This window comes from Gemmiger gallinarum (assembly GCF_014982805.1).
Classification (GTDB): Bacteria; Bacillota; Clostridia; order Oscillospirales; family Ruminococcaceae; genus Gemmiger; species Gemmiger gallinarum.
Genome location: NZ_JADCKC010000001.1, coordinates 787,516 through 806,474, shown reverse-complemented (window position 1 = coordinate 806,474; position 18,959 = coordinate 787,516). Strand labels below are relative to the sequence as shown.

Genomic DNA, 18,959 nt, shown 5'->3' with positions numbered 1-18,959 from the left:
TCCCGCTGATCCTGCGGCGGGTACACCGTGGCCGCCGGACTGCCCGGAAAACCGGCGATGAAAAAGAAAGGACTGTTGCGTTATGTGGTTTGACAATGCTGTCATTTATCAGATTTATCCTCTGGGGCTCTGCGGCGCCCCGCTCCGGAATGAAGGCGCTGACCCTGAACATCCCCATCGCCTGCTGCGGGTGCTGGACTGGGTGGACCACATCAAGGAGCTGGGGGCTACCTGTGTGCTGTTCAACCCGCTGTTTGAGAGCGACGCCCACGGGTATGACACCCGGGATTTCAACCAGGTGGACTGCCGCCTGGGCACCAACGACGACCTCAAGACTGTCTGTGATGCCCTCCATCAGGCGGGCCTCAAGGTCATGCTGGACGGCGTCTTCAACCATGTGGGCCGGGGGTTCTGGGCCTTTGAGGATGTGCGCCGGAACCGTCACGCCAGCCGCTACAAGGACTGGTTCCACATCTCTTTTGACGGGGATACCAACTACGGCGACGGCTTCTGGTATGAGGCCTGGGAGGGCTGCAACGAGCTGGTCAAGCTCAACCTGCACAACCCCGAGGTGCGCCAGTATATCTTTGATGCAGTCCGCGCCTGGGTGCGCGACTACGACATCGACGGCCTGCGCCTGGATGTGGCCTACTGCCTGGACCTGGGCTTTCTGGCTGAACTGCGCAGCGTGACCGACGGCCTGAAACCGGAGTTTGCGCTGGTGGGGGAGACGCTCCACGGCGACTACAACCGCTGGATGAACGACCATGCCTGCCACTCGGTCACCAACTACGAATGCTACAAGGGCCTGTATTCCAGCTTCAACTCGGCCAATATGCATGAGATCTCCTACAGCCTTAACCGCCAGTTCGGCTCCGAGCCCTGGTGCCTTTATACCGGCAAGCATCTGCTCAACTTTGTGGACAACCACGATGTCAGCCGCATTGCCACCATTCTCACCGACAAAAACTGCATCAAGCCCATTTACGGCCTGCTGTTCGGTATGCCGGGCACCCCTGCGGTCTACTACGGCAGTGAGTGGGGCGTGGAGGGCGACAAGAAAAACGGCGACCCCACCCTGCGGCCCGAGATCGTCAAGCCGGAGGAAAACGAACTGACCGAATGGATCACCGCTTTGGCCGGAGCCCGCACCGCCAGCCCTGCCCTGTGCAACGGCAGCTATCGCAATATCATGGTCCAGCCCAAGCAGCTGATTTTTGAGCGCCGCTACGGGGATGACCGGGTGCTGGTGGCTATCAATGCCGACGACAAACCCTATCACGCCGACTTCAACGCCGAGGCAGGCCGGGCGGTCGACCTCATCACCGGTGACGCCCATGACTTCGGCGGCGGCAGCGACCTGCCCCCGTACTCCTGCATGTTCTGGAAAACGGAGTGACCCTGTTTACGCTAATGGGCCGCTGAACCAGCAGCGCGTCAAAGAAGCACAGGCGGTGAAAAAAGCCGGCTTTCCTTTGAAAACCGGATGACGGCACAGTGGCTGCCTTCTTTGGCACTGCCCCGGATTTTGGCAGGCTGAATGAGGCAGGACGGCAGAGAATCTGTTTCATGAAAGGCACCATGTGACAACAGCATAAAACAAAAAAACAGCAGCTTCCCTTGTGTATAAGGAGAGCTGCTGTTTTTGCTGAAAAGATTTGCGGTGTATCTTTCCAGAGGATGGAATGTGCCTGCCGGTTGGAAAAAGCGGGTTTTACCTGTTATACTGTATGAAATCAAACAACAGACCAACAAAACAGCGGAAAGGGGAAACATCGTTTTGCCTGTTATCGTAGACCAGAATATGCGTGAGCGGATCGCCCACGAAGCAGCTTTTTTTCCGGTTTCTTATTTTGAAAATGAGCTTTCCGAGCTTCCGGGCTGGGCCGGGCCGTTACACTGGCATCCGGACTTTGAGATTGCAAGGGCAGAGACCGGTGTACTGGATTACCAGGTAGGGAAAACGCACATTCTGCTGAATCCCGGAGACGGCATCTTTGTGAACAGGAATCTGCTGCATGGTGTAAAGCAGGTTTCCGGCAATGTGCCGGATCCGCTGCCGATTGTTGTTTTTTCCGGAACACTGATCGCACCTGAAACCAGTACCATCAGCCAAAAGTATATTGTGCCGATTGCGGACTGCACATCGTTGCCTTTTATTGTATTCAGACGGCAAGACGATTGGTGCGGTGAGATCCATGACCTTATGGATGAGATCTTTACCTGCCTGAAACAGCAGACCGGATGCTATGAACTGGCCGTGCAGCGGGATCTGAACCGTTTGTTTGAACTGTTGATTTGCCGTTTGGATGCATTGCCCAAAATCCAGGCGACCCGGGTACAGCTGCGCACGCAGGTACGGGTGCAGAAAATGCTGGACTATATTTACACGCATTATGCCGAACCGATTACGATTGCCGACATTGCGCAAGCAGCCAGCATCAGCCGCAGCGAGGCCGCGCGCTGTTTTCATGAGTATATGGACTGTTCTCCGGTGAACGCATTGATTCGTTATCGACTTCAAACGGCGCATAGACTGCTGCATGATACCTCCCTTACGGTCCAGCAGATCGGACTGGACTGCGGGTTTGGTTCGGCCAACTATTTTAGCCGGAAGTTCCGGAGTTTTTATGGCTATCCGCCGGGACATGTTCGCGATTTGGGAAAATAGTGCTATGATTTGGTGGGAATGTTCCTTATGATATTCTGATTTTGCTGATATAATGCAGGTCGGTGTGATCCGTCAGGGAGCGCGCCGGAATCTGCACGGCTGATCAGAAAGGGGTTACCATGACCGTTACGCCAAACTACCAAAAAACCTTGCGTGCCTGTTATCTGGGCTACGTGACGCAGGCGATCTGCGCAAATTTTGCGCCGCTGCTTTTTTTGACATTCCATAAAACATACGATATTTCGTTGGGGGAAATCGCGTTGATACCCAGCGCGTTTTTTCTGACACAACTGATAGTGGACTTTGCTGCCGCGGGATTTGTGGACAAAATCGGATATCGCGCCTGCGCGGTGATATCCCATCTGTTATCGGCAATCGGGTTGGTGATGCTGGCATTTTTGCCGGAGCTGCTGGTTTCGCCGTTTCTGGGAATAATGATCTCGGTTGTGATCTATGCGGTCGGCAGCGGACTGATCGAAGTGCTGATCAGCCCTATTGTGGAAGCCTGCCCGTTCGAAAACAAGGAAAGCAGGATGAGCCTGCTGCACTCGTTTTACTGCTGGGGCATGGTCGGGGTGGTTCTCGGATCGACAGTGTTCTTTGCGCTGTTCGGCCTGGAAAAATGGAGAGTGCTCACGCTGTTGTGGGCCATTGTCCCGTTTTGCAATATTTTTAATTTCCTCACGTGTCCCATAGAACGGTTGGTGAAAACCGGAGAGGGCATAGGGGCAGGAAAATTGCTCCGCTTGCCGGTGTTCTGGCTTTTGATCCTTTTGATGGCCTGCGCCGGTGCTGCAGAAAACTCCATGGCACAGTGGGCCTCAGCCTTTACGGAAGCAGCCATGGGGATTTCTAAACCGTTCGGCGACCTTGCGGGGCCGTGCCTTTTTGCCGGTTTAATGGGGGCTGCCCGGGTACTCTGCGCCAGGATCAGCAGCAGGGTGGACCTCAGAAAGATAATGCTGCTTTCCGGGATCCTTTGTATGGGGTGTTATCTTTTGACCACTTTGGCCGCGCTGCCGGCTCTGGGGATGGCGGGCTGTGCGCTGTGCGGCTTTTTTGTTGGGATCATGTGGCCGGGAACCTTGAGCATTTCTTCTCAGATCTGCCCTGCGGGAGGCACTGCCATGTTTGCGTTTTTGGCTCTGGCCGGCGATTTTGGCGGCACGGTGGGGCCGATGATGGTGGGCGTTGTTTCTGATTTGGCGGACGGAAACCTGAAAAAAGGATTGCTTGCCGCCGTGGTGTTTCCGGCAGCTTTGGCCTTGGGGCTGGCTGCATTGCAAAACAAGAAAGAAGAAAGTTTTCCCAAGTCTCTGTATTAGATAAGTATTGGTGTGTATAACTGACCTTTTTATTCATTTTTTATGAATGCCTAACGAAAAGGAGCAAGGTATATTTCAACCTTGCTCCTATGGGATATATGCTATTCAGTTCAACAAATCCCAATTGGTCAAATTGAAATTATTGCTTCCACAAACTGGTTTGCCTTTTCTGTATGAATACCGTGCCCACAATCAAATTGCTGGATTTTCATATTTTCAATCAAGGCATTGACTCTCTGCAAATCTTCATCAGACAATGCGCCTTGCAACAAACCATTTTCACCAATCGTTGTCTTTGCTTTCATAAACAGAGTTTTGCATTTGATTTTAGAAAGAAGGTCATTGTAATCAACAGTGTCATTGAACGAATCGTTATAAAAGGCTTCTCCAAAATGAGGGTCATAATATTGCAGGCCATTAAAGCCTTCTAAAAACTTTTTAGGCCAAAACAGAACTTTCAGATTTTTGTCGGGATGTTTGGTTCGGTATTTCAATGCAAAACCACTCAGTTTTTCTCTGACAGTTTCTCTGGATTCATCGGGAAAGAAATTCCAGCAATACTGATTCTTGAAATAGTAATAGACGAAATCCTTTTCCACATCCTGTAAAAGGAAATTATGGCAGACAGAGGATAAATCTTTGTAATTGTATGTATTATATCTTCTTTCGCCCCAGCTTGAGAAGAACGGAGGGTCTTCCAATATTAGTTTGGAGCATCTGGGAGAGTGTGCTGCAATGTATGCTGCAATCAGCCCACCCGATGAATGACCCAACACGGCAACAGAATCAAAAATCACATTTTCAATAAAGTCCATAATGTCGTTGCCGATACTGACCAGATTGTATTTTTCTGGATTGTGGGAACTCTTTCCGTGTCCGTAATAATCTACCAGGTACACATGATAGTGCTTTGCGAGTTTTGTAACAACACTATAGAAGCTACAAGAGTTTGTTCCCTGGGCATGAAGCAGTAATAATTTGTTTTTTTCGGTTCCAACCTCATAGTAGTTCAAAATACTGCTATCATCAATTTTATACTGTGCATTATGAATCTTCATGTTGTATACTCACCTCGCCAAATTCAAGTTTGTCTTTGTATATAGACGGAAAAACAGCAAAATGTTCCAATTACACCTGCATTATAGCATATTTGCCCCTACTTGTCTCACTCCATGAACGAAAAATTACGACATTTGTTAGTCTAAAATACCTTTCAGGTCAAAGGGGATAATTATCCTATGTATGTGTATATTTTCATTCACCAATACTTATCTCGGACAGAGACTTTCCCAAAGGATGAAATCGCAAACACGGGCAGGGCAGACTGATGCAAGGACTGCCGTCTGACGGAGAATGTGTCCCCCGGCGGCGGAGCGGCAAAAGTCTGACGGTCAGGTGGCCGGCGTTGCCGTGCCTGTGCTCTGACACAAAAAGCCCCCGGCGGGCCGGAAGGTTCCGGTCTGCCGGGGGCTTTGCTGTGTGTTGCTGTAAAGGGAGAGAGGAAACGGTTGGGACATCAGCGCAGGACCAGGGCCCCGTTCTCCACGTCCACGGTGAGGGTGTCACCGGGAACGCGGCTGCCGCCGATGATCTCCTTGGCGATCATGGTCTCCACGTTCGCCTGGATATACCGCTTGAGCGGACGGGCACCGTAGATGGGATCGTAGCCGTTGTCCACGATGAAAGCCTTGGCGGCGTCGGTGACGACCAGGGTGAGCTGCTTGTCAGCCAGGCGCTTGCGCAGGTCGTTCAGCATCAGGTCGACGATGCTGCCGATCTCGTCGCGGGTCAGGCTCTTGTAGTAGACGATGTCGTCCAGACGGTTGAGGAACTCGGGACGGAACTGCCGCTTGAGCAGCTGGGAGATCTTCTCCCGGGCCTCGGCGGACAGCTCGTTGCCGCCCTGGGAACGGCTGTGCTCCAGATCATCCAGAATGATGTCGGAGCCCAGGTTGGACGTCAGGATGATGACGGTGTTCTTGAAGTCCACAGTGCGGCCCTGGCTGTCGGTGATGCGGCCGTCGTCCAGCACTTGAAGCAGGATGTTGAAGACATCGGGATGGGCTTTTTCCACCTCATCGAACAGCACCACGCTGTAGGGATGGCGGCGGACGGCCTCGGTCAGCTGGCCGCCCTCCTCATAGCCCACATATCCCGGAGGCGCACCGATCAGACGGGAGACACTGAATTTCTCCATATACTCCGTCATGTCGATACGGATCAGGTTCTTCTCATCGTCAAACAAGGTCTGGGCCAGCGCTTTGGCCAGCTCGGTCTTGCCGACGCCGGTGGGGCCGAGGAACAGGAAGCTGCCGATGGGGCGGCCGGGGTTGGCGATGCCCGCACGGGAACGCAGAATGGCGTCGGAGACCTTGCGGACGGCCTCGTCCTGGCCGATCACCCGCTGATGCAGCACTTCGGGCAGGCGGAGCAGCTTCTCCCGCTCGCCCTCCACCAGCTTCTCCACAGGGATACCGGTCCAGCGGGCCACGATGCGGGCGATCTCCTCGTCGGTGACACGGTCACGCAGCAGGCTGGCTTCCTTCTTCTCGGCAGCCAGCTTTTCCTGCTCCTCCAGCTCTTTCTGCAGGTTGGGCAGCTTGCCGTACTGCAGCTCGCCGGCCTTGGCGTAGTCACCGTTGCGGGTGGCCTTTTCCACTTCGGCCTTGGTGGCCTCTACCTCGGCACGCAGGCTCTGCACCTTGCCGATGGCATTCTTCTCGTTGTCCCACTGGGCTTTCTTGCTGTTGAAGCTGTCCCGCAGTTCCGCCAGCTCTTTCTCCAGAGCTGCCAGACGCTGCTGGGACATGGGGTCGGTTTCCTTTTTCAGGCTGGCCTCCTCGATCTGCAGCTGAGTGATGCGATGGTTCAGGTCGTCCAGCTCGGCGGGCATGGAGTCCAGTTCAGTCTTGACCATGGCGCAGGCTTCATCCACCAGGTCGATGGCCTTGTCGGGCAGGAAACGGTCGGTGATATACCGGTCGGACAGGGTAGCCGCGGCAATAAGGGCGGCATCCTGGATCTTGACGCCGTGGAACACCTCATAGCGCTCTTTCAGGCCGCGCAGAATGGAGATGGTGTCCTCCACCGTAGGCTCGTTGACCATGACGGGCTGGAACCGGCGCTCCAGGGCGGGGTCCTTCTCGATATATTCGCGGTACTCGTCCAGAGTGGTGGCGCCGATGCAGTGCAGCTCGCCCCGGGCCAGCAGCGGCTTGAGCAGGTTGCCCGCATCCATGGCGCCGTCGGTCTTGCCGGCGCCCACAATGGTGTGCAGCTCATCAATGAACAGGATGATCTGGCCTTCGCTCTTCTTGACCTCGTTGAGCACGCTCTTGAGCCGTTCCTCAAACTCGCCGCGGTACTTGGCGCCCGCGACCAGTGCGCCCATATCCAGGCTGAAGATGCGGCGGTCCTTCAGATTCTCGGGCACGTCGCCGCGCACGATACGCTGGGCCAGACCTTCTGCAATGGCGGTCTTGCCGACACCGGCCTCGCCTATGAGAACAGGGTTGTTCTTGCGCTTGCGGGACAGGATGCGGATGACGTTGCGGATCTCCACATCACGGCCGATGACCGGGTCCAGCTTATTCTGCTTTGCTGCGGTTACCAGATCGGTGCCGTACTTTTCCAGAGCGTTGTAGGTCTCCTCGGGATTGTCGCTGGTGACCCGCTGGTTGCCCCGGACGGCGGACAGCTGCTGCATGAATTTCTCCTGAGTGATGCCGAACTGACGCAGCAGTTCGCCGGCGGCCTTGCCGGGCCGCTGCAGGATGCCCAAGAATACATGCTCGACGCTGATATATTCGTCCTTCATCTGCTTGGCCTGGTCCTCGGCGGCGTTCAGCGCACGGTCCAAATCGCCCGAGATGTAGACCTTGTCGGGGTCACGGCCGGAACCCGTCACACGGGGCAGGGCGGCCACCTTTTCCACCGCGGCGGCGGAAAAGGTACCGGGGTCGACATTCATCTTGGTCAGCATCTGGGGGATCAGCCCGTCGGACTGCTGGGCCAGAGCGGCCAGGATATGCTCCTGTTCCAGAGCCTGGTTGGAATATTCAACGGCAAGGCGCTGCGCACTCTGCAGAGCCTCGACGGTTTTTTGGGTGAATTGGTTCATGTTCATATCGCAGACCTCCTTTTGGCATGGACACGATGTGATACCCTGGCAGACGAACTGCCTGACTGCCAAAACGGCAGCTTTGGGGCAAAGTCGTCTGCCGTCAAACGGGGCAGAGCGGCCGGAATGGGATTTGGAATGCTCTGGATTTTCACATTTTAGCACTCTGCTTGTCTGACTGCTAACATTGTAGCACGCGGCGCTGAAAATGCAAGGGCTGACACAAAATATTTACAATTTTGCCCCGCTTGATGCAGGCGGCACACCGGTGTGCGTACACTTTTGTAAAAGTATGGGAAAATAACAGCCTTCTCTTGCACCCCGAATGTCTGAGGGGGTATAATAAACGCATATTACCTTTATAGCAAAGCAAAGAGTAAAAAAGGCCCGGTACCCGGCAGGGCAAGGCGCTGCAGCCGAGGTGCGGGACCGCACGGTACCTTTGATATTTGGGAGATTCTGACATGGCTTCTGATTTTTATACCTACCGCAAGGAGATCGAGACCAAGCGCAGCCGGAAGCGCTGGCTGGTGATTGCCCTTGCCATTCTTCTGATTCTGTCTGCCGCGGCAGGAGCTTTCTGGTTCTGGAAAGGGGAGAGCGTGCCGGCAGCCTCCGTGGAGTCCACGGAGGAGGAGGCGAAGGCCGAGGCGACCCCGACGCCTGACCCTACCCCAACACCCGAACCCGCAGCGCAGGCCACGGCAGAGACAGCGGGTTACGCGCCTCACCGCCTTCTGCCCGAGGTGGACAATGCCGCCTGGGATAAGTCGGAAAAGGTGGAGGCAACCCTCAATCAGGATTACCAGAACACCGACCACCGCATGGTGGCCCTGCCCATGCTGGGCACGGTGACGGACGACTACTTCAATACGGTGACCTTTGTGGGCGACAGTCTGACATCCGGTCTGGGCATTTACGCCACCGGCTATCAGAATGCTCATTACGCGGCCTACAAGAACATCGGCCCTGATGTCATCGTCAACAACGGCACCGTCACCAACGCGGTCACCGGCGCCACCGAGACGCCCATCGAAACCATTGTGGCCAGCCAGCCCGACTATGTCTACCTGCTGTTTGGCACCAACACCATGGTGCAGCCCAACAACGAGGAAAAACTGCTTGCCTACTATGAGCGGATGATCGACATTCTTAGAGAAAACCTCAATCCCGGTGTCATCTTCTATATTCAGGCCATCCCCGGCGTACAGGAGGACGTGGTTTTGCAGCGCCCCGGTCTGGACAATGCCCGTATTGCGGCAGTCAACGACCAGATCGCCAATCTGGCGCTGCGCAAGGGCTGTTACTTTGTCAACATCCGGGAGGCACTGACCAAACCCGACGGCAGCCTCATTGACGAATACGATGCCAATTATGACGGCGTCCACTTTAACCCCGAAGGCTACCAGGCGTGGAGCGATTACCTTGCCACCCATACGGCATGGAATCGCCGCAGTATTTATCTGGGAGAAAATCCCTATTATATTTACGGCACCTGACGCAGAAAATAGCGGCCTGACCGGTCACATTGCACAAAATACAAAACTTTGAAATTCTTTACAGGCGTCTCTGCAAAGCAATTTTGCTGCGCAGAGGCGCTCTTTTTTTATAAACTGACAAGATTATGTAAAATTATGTATAAGTTTTGCACAATTCCAAAAAGGACAGTCTGATTTTTTTAGCAGATTATAACAGAAAAACCTTGAAATTCCTTAATGAAACAGGTAATATAGTATTAGCAAAATTCTGGCGGTATGCAGCCGTCGTAAAGGGGAGATTGCAGTGAAACAGGCAGCCAAAGAAGCCGATTATCCTGTTTTCCTGTTCAAACAGGGCAACAACCATGAAGCCTACCGGTATTTCGGCTCGCACCTGTGCGAGCGCGACGGTCAGCCCGGTGCGGTATTCCGCGTCTGGGCGCCGCACGCCAAAGCCGTGTCCGTGGTGGGTGATTTTAACCGCTGGGTTCCCGGCAGCCATCCGATGCAGAAAGTTGACGAAGGCGGAATCTGGGAAATCTTTATTCCCGGCATTGAGGAGTACGAAGTCTATAAATACTGCGTCACCAGCCCGTCGGACGAACTGCTGTTCAAGGCGGACCCGTATGCATTCCATACCGAGACCCGTCCCTCCAACGGCAGCAAGGTCTATGAACTGAGCGGCTACACCTGGGGGGATTCCGCCTGGGAGGCTGAGCAGGAGAAAAAGGATGTCATCAACGGGCCCATGAGTATCTACGAGATGCAGGTGGGCAGCTGGAAGATGAAGGAAGGGGACATCCCCTACAACTATTCCGAGCTGGCTGACCTCCTCATCCCGTACATCAAGGATATGGGCTACACCCACGTGGAGCTGCTGCCCATCACGGAATATCCTTTCGACGGCAGCTGGGGCTATCAGGTCACGGGCTATTTTGCCCCCACCAGCCGCTACGGCACCCCCAAGGATTTCATGAACTTTGTGGACAAGATGCACCAGGCCGGCATCGGCGTGATCCTGGACTGGGTGCCTGCCCACTTCCCCAAGGATGCCTACGGCCTGTACATGTTCGACGGCGCCCCCTGCTATGAGGACCCCAACCCCCGCCGCGGCGAGCACAAGGAATGGGGAACCATGGTCTTTAATTATGGCATGGGCGAGGTTCAGAGTTTCCTGATTTCCAGCGCGCTGTTCTGGATCGAGCAGTACCACCTGGACGGCCTGCGAGTCGATGCGGTGGCCAGCATGCTGTATCTGGATTACAACCGCCGCGACGGCGAGTGGGAACAGAACTCCAAGGGCGGCAAGGAAAACCTGGAAGCCATTGCCTTCCTGCAGAAGTGCAACGGCGCGGTTTTGGGCCGCCATCCCCACAAGATGATGATTGCGGAGGAATCCACCGCATGGCCGCTGGTCACCAAGCCGGCGGAAGACGGCGGTCTGGGATTCAACTTCAAGTGGAACATGGGCTGGATGAACGACATGCTCAGCTACATGAAGACCGATCCGCTCTTCCGCGCCGGCAACCACGGCAAGGTCACCTTCAGTTTCTTCTACGCCTTCAGCGAGAACTTTATTCTGCCCATCAGCCATGACGAGGTCGTTCACGGCAAGTGCAGCCTCATCAACAAGATGCCCGGCGACTACGAGGCCAAGTTCTCCAACCTGCGCACCTTCTACGGCTACATGATGGCCCATCCCGGCAAGAAACTGCTCTTTATGGGTCAGGAGTTCGGCCAGTTCATCGAGTGGGATGAAAAGAAGCCGCTGGACTGGATGCTTCTGGAATATGAGAAACACCAGCAGCTGCAGGCTTATGTCCGCGATCTGAACCACTTCTATCGCGACACGCCGTCCATGTGGCAGGTGGATTACTCCTGGGAAGGCTTCCAGTGGATCGTGCCGGATGACAATCAGCAGAGTGTGGTCATCTTCCTGCGCCGTGATGCTGCGGGCAAGATGGTTCTGATCGCCTGCAACTTCAACCCCGTCCTGCGGGAGAACTACCAGCTGGGCGTGCCGGTGGCAGGTACATACAAAGAGCTGATCAACTCGGATGACGCCAAGTACGGCGGCACCGATGTCCACAATGCACCGGTCCGCAGCGTCAAGGGCGCCATGCACGGCTTTGACCAGCACATCAGCATTACGCTGCCGCCGCTGTCCACCGTCTATTTCTCGGTTCCCATGCCCCGGGTGCGCAAGCCCAAGGCGGAAGACACCAAGGATGCCAAGGGCGAGAAGGCTCCGGCCAAGACCACCCGCAAAAAGGCGACGGCAAAGCCCGCTGCAGCAGCCAAGGCTGAAACTGCCAAAGCTCCGGCCAAAAAGGCCGCAACCAAAGCCAAAACGCCGAAGGCGTGAGGAATCCCGTATCCGGGCTCAGAGCCCGGGCGGGGCGATAAAGACCCAAGGCAATGTTTATCAATGGCGAAAGCCGAATAAGGGGAGATTATCATGGCAAAAGAAATGATCGCAATGATTCTGGCCGGCGGCCAGGGTTCGCGTTTGTATGCGCTGACCCAAAAGCTTGCCAAGCCCGCAGTGCCGTTTGGCGGAAAGTATCGTATCATCGACTTCCCGCTGTCCAACTGCGTCAACTCGGATATCGACACCGTCGGCATCCTGACGCAGTATCAGCCGCTGGTCCTGAACGAGTATGTGGGCAATGGCCAGCCGTGGGACCTTGACCGCCTGCACGGCGGCGTCCATGTTCTGCCTCCGTATCAGCAGGCCTCCGGCTCCGACTGGTACAAGGGCACCGCAAATGCGATTTATCAGAACATTTCGTTCATCGACCGTTACGATCCCAAGTACGTTATCATCCTGTCCGGCGACCAGATCTGCAAGCAGGATTACTCTGACTTCCTCCGCTTCCACAAGGAGAAGAATGCCGAGTTCAGCGTTGCCGTTATGGAAGTGCCATGGAGCGAGGCTTCCCGCTTCGGCCTGATGGTCACGGATGAAAATGACCGTATCAATGAGTTCCAGGAAAAGCCGAAGGAGCCCAAGAGCAACCTGGCTTCCATGGGCATCTATATCTTCAACTGGGATATCCTCAAGTCCTACCTGATCGCGGACGAGGCCGATCCCGAGAGCGAGAACGATTTCGGCAAGAACGTCATTCCCGCCCTGCTGCGTGACGGCCGCCGCATGTACGCCTACCGCTTTGCAGGCTACTGGAAGGACGTGGGAACCATCTCCTCCCTGTGGCAGGCCAACATGGAGGTACTGGACCCCTCTCATTCCGGCATCAACCTGTTTGACGAGAGCTGGAAGATCTACTCCCGCAACAGCGGCAATCCCTGCCAGAAGATCGGCGCGGATGCCGACATCGAAAACTCCATGGTCACCGAGGGCTGCAAGGTCAACGGTACCGTCAAGGACTCCATCCTCTTCCCGGGTGTTGTGGTCGAGAAAGGCGCCACCGTTGAGGCTGCCGTCGTGATGGGCGGCACCGTCATCAAGGCGGGTGCCACCGTCAAGCACTGCATCGTGGCCGAGAACGTCACGATCGAGGAAGGCGCAACCGTCGGCGCTATGCCGGAGAGCGGCTGCGACATTGCCAATCCGGGTGATGTGGCCACCGTGGGTTCCGGTGTCCGCATCGGCAAGGGCGCAACCGTCGGCCCCAAAGCGATGGTCTCCAATGATGTAAAGGATGGTGAGGAGCAATGGTAAGCAGCAACGCAAGCGCCCTGGGCGTCATTTTTGCCAACACGTATGATAACCTTGTCCCGGAACTGGTGGCGGAGCGCACGATGGCCTCCATCCCGTTCGGCGGACGTTACCGCATGATCGACTTCGTCCTGTCCAACATGGCGAACTCCGGCATCGACAATGTGTCGGTCATCGTGCGGAAGAACTACCACTCCCTGATGGATCACCTGGGCGCAGGCCGTGAATGGGACCTGACCCGTAAGCGCGGCGGTCTGAACATCGTTCCGCCTTTTGCAGAGCGCAGCGTCAAGATGTATTCCGGCCGTGTGGATGCACTGGCCAGCATCCTGTCTTGGATCAGCGCCCAGAAGGAAAAATATGTCGTCCTGTCCGACGCCTGCATCGCCATGAACTTCGACTTCAACAAGCTGATCGAAGAGCATGTCAAGAGCGGTGCTGATGTCACCATGGTCTACAACCGCGCCGAGATCCCCGAGGGCGCCCGCAATGACAACTACACCGTTCAAATCAAGGACGGCCGCGTCACTGAGCTGCTCTCCAACGACTATCGTCCCGGTGTCCAGAACCTGGCCATGAACATTTACATCATTGAGCGTGACAGCCTGATCCAGCTGGTCCGCGACGCTTCCGTCCGCGGCCTGGTCTACTTCGAGCGCGACATTCTGGCCCGCAACCTGAGCCTGCTCAACGTTCATGCCTACGAGTACACCGGCTATGCAGCCCGCATCTCCGACATGAAGAGCTACTTCGACGAGAACATGCGCCTGCTGGAAGGCGATAACGTGGAGGCCCTGTTTGATCCGGCCAATCCCATCTACACCAAGATTCGTGACGATAACCCGTCCCGCTACCTGACCGGCAGCAAGGTCAAGAACTCCCTGCTGGCCGACGGCTGCGTCATCGAGGGCACTGTGGAGAACAGTGTTCTGTTCCGCGGCTGCCAGGTCAAGAAGGGCGCTGTGGTCAGAAACTGCGTGCTGATGCAGGATACCGTGGTGGAGGCAGGTTCCTCTGTGGAGTATGTCGTCACCGACAAGAACGTCCACATCACCGCAGACAAGAAACTCAGCGGTACCGAATCTTTCCCGGTGTTTGTTGCCAAGAACCACACCGTGTAAGTTCAGCCTCAATGGGCCGGGCAGCCAAATCTCCCCGGCAGTCCGGCCTTTGAGAGGGCGGGAGAGGGGCCGATGACGGAAAAGCAAGGCCCGTTCCCGGGCCAAGCATCGCCCATGCGCGCAGGCGCCGGGGTGCGAATGCTCGGCTGCACCGCCGCTGGCAGGATGCAGTCCTGCCGCGCTCTGCACCCGCAGCCGTGGGATCGGATGCGCTGTTTCGTCAAGGTTTCCCGACTCCCGCCCCTTTCTTTTGTTTTGACGCCCATCCTTTTGCGGGATGTGCGGTCGGATACCCGGCCCGGGCTCTCTGTCCGGCGGCAAGGCCGCGGGCCATGACCAAGGAGGACAAAATGAGAATCCTTTACGCTACCAGTGAGGCGGCTCCCTTTGCAAAATCCGGCGGTCTGGCCGATGTTGCGGGCGCTCTGCCCAAGGCTCTGGTCAAGGACGGCGTCGACTGCCGCGTGGTTATGCCGCTGTACGGCGACTTGAAATTCCGTGACCGCCTGACCTACATCACCAACTTCAGTGTGCCGGTGGGGTGGCGCAGCCAGTACTGCGGCCTGTTCAAGGCTGAAAATGACGGCGTGACCTTCTACTTTATCGACAACGAGTATTACTTCAAGCGCAGCGGCCTCTACGGCTTCTACGATGACGGCGAGCGCTTTGCCTTCTTTGCCCGGGCCATTCTGGAGATGCTGTTCTACACGGATTTTGAGCCCGACATCATCAACTGCAACGACTGGCAGACTGCGCTGACCCCCGTCTACCTGAATCTGTACTACCGCCACCTGGACAAGTTCAACCGTATCAAGACGGTGTTCACCATCCACAACATTGCCTATCAGGGCAAGTACGGCCTGGATATCCTGGAGGATACCTGCGGCATCGGCGCCCGGGATGCGCATGTGGTGGAGTACGACGGCTGCGCCAACTTCATGAAGGGCGCCATCGAGACGGCCGACAAGGTCACTACCGTCAGCCCCACCTACGCCCAGGAGATTCTGGACCCGTGGTTCAGCCATGGCCTGGACGGCCTGTTGCGCCAGAAGCAGTACAAGCTGTGCGGCATTCTTAACGGCATCGATGTGGATGTGTTCAACCCCGCCACCGATCCCGACATTGCCCAGAACTATGATGTCAACACCTTCGAGACCGGAAAGGCAGTCTGCAAGGCGGCCCTGCAGGACGAGATGGGCCTGAACAAGGACGGCAGCCCGGTCATGGCCATGGTCACCCGCCTGGTGGGCCATAAGGGTGTGGACCTGGTCCGCACCATCGCCGAAGGCCTGCTGCAGCAGGGCATCGAGCTGGTGGTCCTGGGCTCCGGCGAAGCAGGTTATGAGGCCTTCTTCAATGAGCTGTGTGCCCGTCACCCGGGCCGTGTAGGCGTCTACATCGGCTTCAACGCCAAACTGGCCCAGAAGATCTATGCCGGTGCGGATATGTTCCTCATGCCTTCCCGCAGCGAGCCCTGCGGTCTGGCGCAGATGGTTTCCTGCCGCTACGGCACCATTCCCATCGTCCGTGAGACCGGCGGCCTGCGGGATTCCATTCACGACTCCGGCGACGGCTACGGCAACGGTTTCACCTTTGCCAACTACAACGCTCATGAGCTGTACGAGGCCTGCTGGCGCGCCAAGGAAGGCTACTGGCAGAAAGATGGCTGGCCCATTCTGGTCCGCCGGGCCATGGAATGCGACTTCAGCTGGTCCAACTCGGCCAAGAGCTACGAGGGCCTGTACAATGAGGTGGTGAACCTCTGGTAAGAGGAAGGCCCGCCCGAAACAACGGGTACTGAACGTATCAAACAAAATCGCCGTCAGGCAACCGTAACAGGTGCCTGGCGGCGATTTTTATTTACATTTTGGGGAAAGCCTGTGGACATACGCGGCAGGAGAGGGGAAAGAAATCATTTTTGCAGATTGAGCTCAAAACGTTCAAAAAAGCCGATCCACTTTCCGTCGGCTCCGCGGACACCCTGCATATAGATGCGCTGGTTGCGTGCCGATACACCGATGAACACCTCTTTGCCGTTGCGGCGGATGCCCTCGTAGGCAGCTTTGATTTTTTCCACTGAGGACGGCGCATCATGGCAGGCAAACAGACTGGCGCCGATAAGATCGTGATAGCCCCGCTCCTCGTAATAGTGGTAGCGGGCGTTCCGGTTCATATAGCGGATGATATAGTCGTTGTCCACGAACACGATGGGGTAGGGGTAGCTGTCCAGAATCGCGCGCAGCATTTCAAGTTCCTGCATGGAATCCCTCTCTGACTGGCAAAATGGTTGCGGAGCTCCACTCATACGGCGCTCAGGTGGTTGGATACCCACTTGATGAGCATATCCAGTGCCACGGCGTTTTTGCCGCCCTCGGGAATGATGAGGTCGGCCTTGCGCTTGCTGGGCTCGACGAACTGTTCGTGCATGGGTTTGACGGTGGTGAGATACTGGGAAACGACACTGTCCAGCGTCCGCCCGCGGGACTTGACATCGCGGACAATGCGCCGCAGGATGCGGACATCGGCGTCGGTATCCACAAAGACCTTGATGTCCATCAGGTCGCAGAGTTCCTGGGATGCAAAAATCAGGATGCCCTCCACAATGATGACAGGAGCCGGCCGGACGGTAATGGTCTCGTCACTGCGATTGTGGATGGTATAGTCGTAGACCGGGACCTCCACGCTCTGCCCGGCCCGCAGCTGCTTGAGATGCTCGATCATCAGATCGGTTTCGAAAGAGTCGGGATGGTCGTAGTTGAGTTTGCAGCGCTCCTCGTAGGGGAGCTCATCGTGGCGCTTGTAATAGCTGTCGTGGTTGATGACGCTGACTTCCTGCTCGCCAAAATGCTCCCGCAGACGTTTGGTCAGGGTGGTTTTGCCGCTGCCGGTACCGCCGGCAATGCCGATCACGATGGTATTCATGAACATTCCTCCGCCTGTTTCGGATTCCTGCCGCCGTACCCGTCACACCGTGAGGGTGAGCTCACGGCCGGAAGGATGATATGCGCGGTATTTGACGCCGGTCATGTTGAACAGCCGACGACTTGCCATGCTGGACGGTTCATCATGGTATTTGTCCGAGTAGTAGATGATTTCCTTGATGCCGCTCTGGATGATGGCCTTGGCACACTCGTTGCAGGGGAACAGCGTCACATACACCCGGGCTCCGGTCAGATTGCTGTGTGCCGAGTTCAGGATCGCGTTGAGTTCGGCGTGACAGACATACATATACTTGGTATCCAGCGGATCACCCTCGCGCTCCCAGGGCATATCGTCGTCGTTGCAGCCGATGGGCATACCGTTGTAACCCAGGGACAGAATTTTGTTTTCGGGGCTGACGATGCAGGCACCCACCTGACTGCTGTCATCCTTGGAGCGCATGGCGGTCAGCAGCGCGATGCCCATGAAGTATTCATCCCAGGAAATGTAATCCTTGCGTTTCATAGTTCACACGACCTTTCTGGCGTGAGATTCCCCGCCGTCCGCATGGGAGGCGGTCCCATTCTTTTCCCTTTATTATACAGGCTGTGCAGTACCCGTGCAAGCCCTGGTCAGGGGCGATCGGGGGGATGTGCCCCACTCAGCCGCAGAAACTTTCTGCGGGTGGCCTCGCCGCCCCGCAAATGACGCTCCGCCTTGTTTTTTTGCAGCACCATCTGTACCTCCCGCCACAGGGCCGGATTTTGCCGCCTGAGCCGGGACTGGTCTTTCCAGACGGTGCTTTTGCTGACGCCGAACACCGCCGCCGTCGCCCGCACCGTGGTGTTGTGCTGTACGATGTAGCGCCCCACCTCCACCGCGCGTTCCTCCGCGTCGCCTTTCATCATGCACGCCCTCCTTTTTTGGCGCCTGCGCGCCAGGCTTCTGCCAAACCGTATGCGGAAAAAGGAGGGGATAGAACGAGGGAGATTCTGCCCGGGAAACATCACAGGTGGAGCGGGGAAATATTTATTCGGGCAGACAGCGCAGAAAAACAGGGCAGTCATTTTTGGCATGAATCCCCGCAGCCCGGCGATAACCGCAGTGAAGATAAAAGTGTTCCGCGGTGTCGCTGGTCAGCAGGACAAGGCTCAGTCCCTGTGCGGAAAATCTCTTCTCGGCGCTGCGCAGCAGCCGACGGCCCAGGCCCTGACCACGCAGAGGAGGCGCAACCCAGAATTCCTGAACAAAAGCAGCGCTGCCTTCAAAAAAGGAACTGGAAAAAGGGAGGACGGCATACAGTAAAAAGGCTTCTGTCTCCCCGTCCGGGGAACACAGGAGCAAAGCCTGGGCACCGGAGACAGCCATCTCCCGGTAGACGGCTTCCCAGTCATCCACAGAGATCTCCATCTCCGAAAAATAGCATTCAAAGGCCCGGCGAAAACCGGGGTGGGAGAAGTCGGAGAGAGACGATTCGGTAAGATCGAAAGCAAAGACGTTTTTCATGGCAAATCCTTTCCGGCCCGATGGGGCCAAAACAAAAGCGCCCCCGTTTGACAAAGCGGGGACGCTTGGATTTGCCGGCTGAGGGGGCAGGGCCTGCGGTCAGTGCAGGCTGGACAGCGAACGACAACGATACCCACAAG

Annotated in this window: 15 protein-coding genes; 8 read left to right on the top strand and 7 right to left on the bottom strand. The window is 56.3% G+C overall.

Features of this window, described 5'->3' with window-relative positions:
* Window positions 1–82: 82 nt before the first annotated feature.
* The 3 genes from INF35_RS03790 to INF35_RS03780 all read left to right on the top strand — a co-directional run bounded on the left by INF35_RS03790 (window position 83) and on the right by INF35_RS03780 (window position 3,996).
* The gene (locus INF35_RS03790; protein WP_193500185.1) at window positions 83–1,399 is read left to right on the top strand and encodes an alpha-amylase family glycosyl hydrolase; all 1,317 of its coding nucleotides are present in this window, start codon (window positions 83–85) and stop codon (window positions 1,397–1,399) included.
* A gap of 246 nt (window positions 1,400–1,645) precedes the next feature.
* Window positions 1,646–2,671: an AraC family transcriptional regulator gene (locus INF35_RS03785; RefSeq protein ID WP_235983095.1), complete on the top strand. Its 1,026-nt coding sequence runs from the start codon at window positions 1,646–1,648 to the stop codon at window positions 2,669–2,671.
* Window positions 2,672–2,790: 119 nt separating this feature from the next.
* The gene (locus tag INF35_RS03780; protein WP_193500184.1) at window positions 2,791–3,996 is read left to right on the top strand and encodes an MFS transporter; all 1,206 of its coding nucleotides are present in this window, start codon (window positions 2,791–2,793) and stop codon (window positions 3,994–3,996) included.
* Between the two features lie 128 nt (window positions 3,997–4,124).
* Here the strand turns inward: INF35_RS03780 and INF35_RS03775 are convergent, their stop codons facing one another.
* Window positions 4,125–5,054, bottom strand: coding sequence for an alpha/beta hydrolase (locus INF35_RS03775; RefSeq protein WP_193500183.1), 930 nt, complete (start codon window positions 5,052–5,054; stop codon window positions 4,125–4,127).
* A 458-nt stretch (window positions 5,055–5,512) separates the two neighbouring features.
* Window positions 5,513–8,122 carry an ATP-dependent chaperone ClpB gene (gene clpB, locus INF35_RS03770; RefSeq protein ID WP_193500182.1) on the bottom strand — a complete coding sequence of 870 codons (2,610 nt, stop codon included), beginning with the start codon at window positions 8,120–8,122 and terminating at the stop codon, window positions 5,513–5,515.
* 458 nt (window positions 8,123–8,580) lie between these two features.
* Between clpB and INF35_RS03765 the strand changes: the two genes are divergently transcribed.
* The 5 genes from INF35_RS03765 (at window position 8,581) to glgA (ending at window position 16,163) form a co-directional block, all read left to right on the top strand.
* Complete coding sequence (locus INF35_RS03765) at window positions 8,581–9,615, top strand: GDSL-type esterase/lipase family protein (protein ID WP_193500181.1); 1,035 nt, start codon at window positions 8,581–8,583, stop codon at window positions 9,613–9,615.
* Window positions 9,616–9,898: 283 nt separating this feature from the next.
* Entirely contained in the window at window positions 9,899–11,959 is a 2,061-nt protein-coding gene (glgB, locus tag INF35_RS03760; protein ID WP_193500180.1) for a 1,4-alpha-glucan branching protein GlgB, read from the top strand.
* A gap of 93 nt (window positions 11,960–12,052) precedes the next feature.
* Window positions 12,053–13,276 (top strand): glucose-1-phosphate adenylyltransferase, encoded by a 1,224-nt coding sequence (locus INF35_RS03755; RefSeq protein ID WP_193500179.1) that lies wholly within the window; start codon window positions 12,053–12,055, stop codon window positions 13,274–13,276.
* The gene (gene glgD, locus INF35_RS03750; RefSeq protein WP_193500178.1) at window positions 13,270–14,394 is read left to right on the top strand and encodes a glucose-1-phosphate adenylyltransferase subunit GlgD; all 1,125 of its coding nucleotides are present in this window, start codon (window positions 13,270–13,272) and stop codon (window positions 14,392–14,394) included. The genes INF35_RS03755 and glgD overlap by 7 nt, the downstream gene beginning before the upstream one ends.
* A 350-nt stretch (window positions 14,395–14,744) precedes the next feature.
* Window positions 14,745–16,163 carry a glycogen synthase GlgA gene (glgA, locus tag INF35_RS03745; RefSeq protein WP_193500177.1) on the top strand — a complete coding sequence of 473 codons (1,419 nt, stop codon included), beginning with the start codon at window positions 14,745–14,747 and terminating at the stop codon, window positions 16,161–16,163.
* 143 nt (window positions 16,164–16,306) lie between these two features.
* On the opposite strand, the gene INF35_RS03740 is transcribed toward glgA, so the two are convergent.
* The 5 genes from INF35_RS03740 to INF35_RS03720 all read right to left on the bottom strand — a co-directional run bounded on the left by INF35_RS03740 (window position 16,307) and on the right by INF35_RS03720 (window position 18,819).
* A complete protein-coding gene (locus tag INF35_RS03740; protein WP_193500176.1) occupies window positions 16,307–16,654 on the bottom strand; it encodes a PAS domain-containing protein in 348 nt (115 codons plus the stop codon).
* A gap of 41 nt (window positions 16,655–16,695) precedes the next feature.
* Window positions 16,696–17,316, bottom strand: a complete 621-nt coding sequence (udk, locus tag INF35_RS03735) for a uridine kinase (protein WP_193500175.1) — start codon at window positions 17,314–17,316, stop codon at window positions 16,696–16,698.
* A gap of 42 nt (window positions 17,317–17,358) precedes the next feature.
* Window positions 17,359–17,838 carry a deoxycytidylate deaminase gene (locus tag INF35_RS03730; RefSeq protein ID WP_193500174.1) on the bottom strand — a complete coding sequence of 160 codons (480 nt, stop codon included), beginning with the start codon at window positions 17,836–17,838 and terminating at the stop codon, window positions 17,359–17,361.
* A 107-nt stretch (window positions 17,839–17,945) separates the two neighbouring features.
* Window positions 17,946–18,218, bottom strand: a complete 273-nt coding sequence (locus INF35_RS03725) for a sporulation transcriptional regulator SpoIIID (protein WP_193500524.1) — start codon at window positions 18,216–18,218, stop codon at window positions 17,946–17,948.
* Window positions 18,219–18,342: 124 nt separating this feature from the next.
* The gene (locus tag INF35_RS03720) at window positions 18,343–18,819 is read right to left on the bottom strand and encodes a GNAT family N-acetyltransferase (protein ID WP_193500173.1); all 477 of its coding nucleotides are present in this window, start codon (window positions 18,817–18,819) and stop codon (window positions 18,343–18,345) included.
* Window positions 18,820–18,959 lie beyond the last annotated feature (140 nt).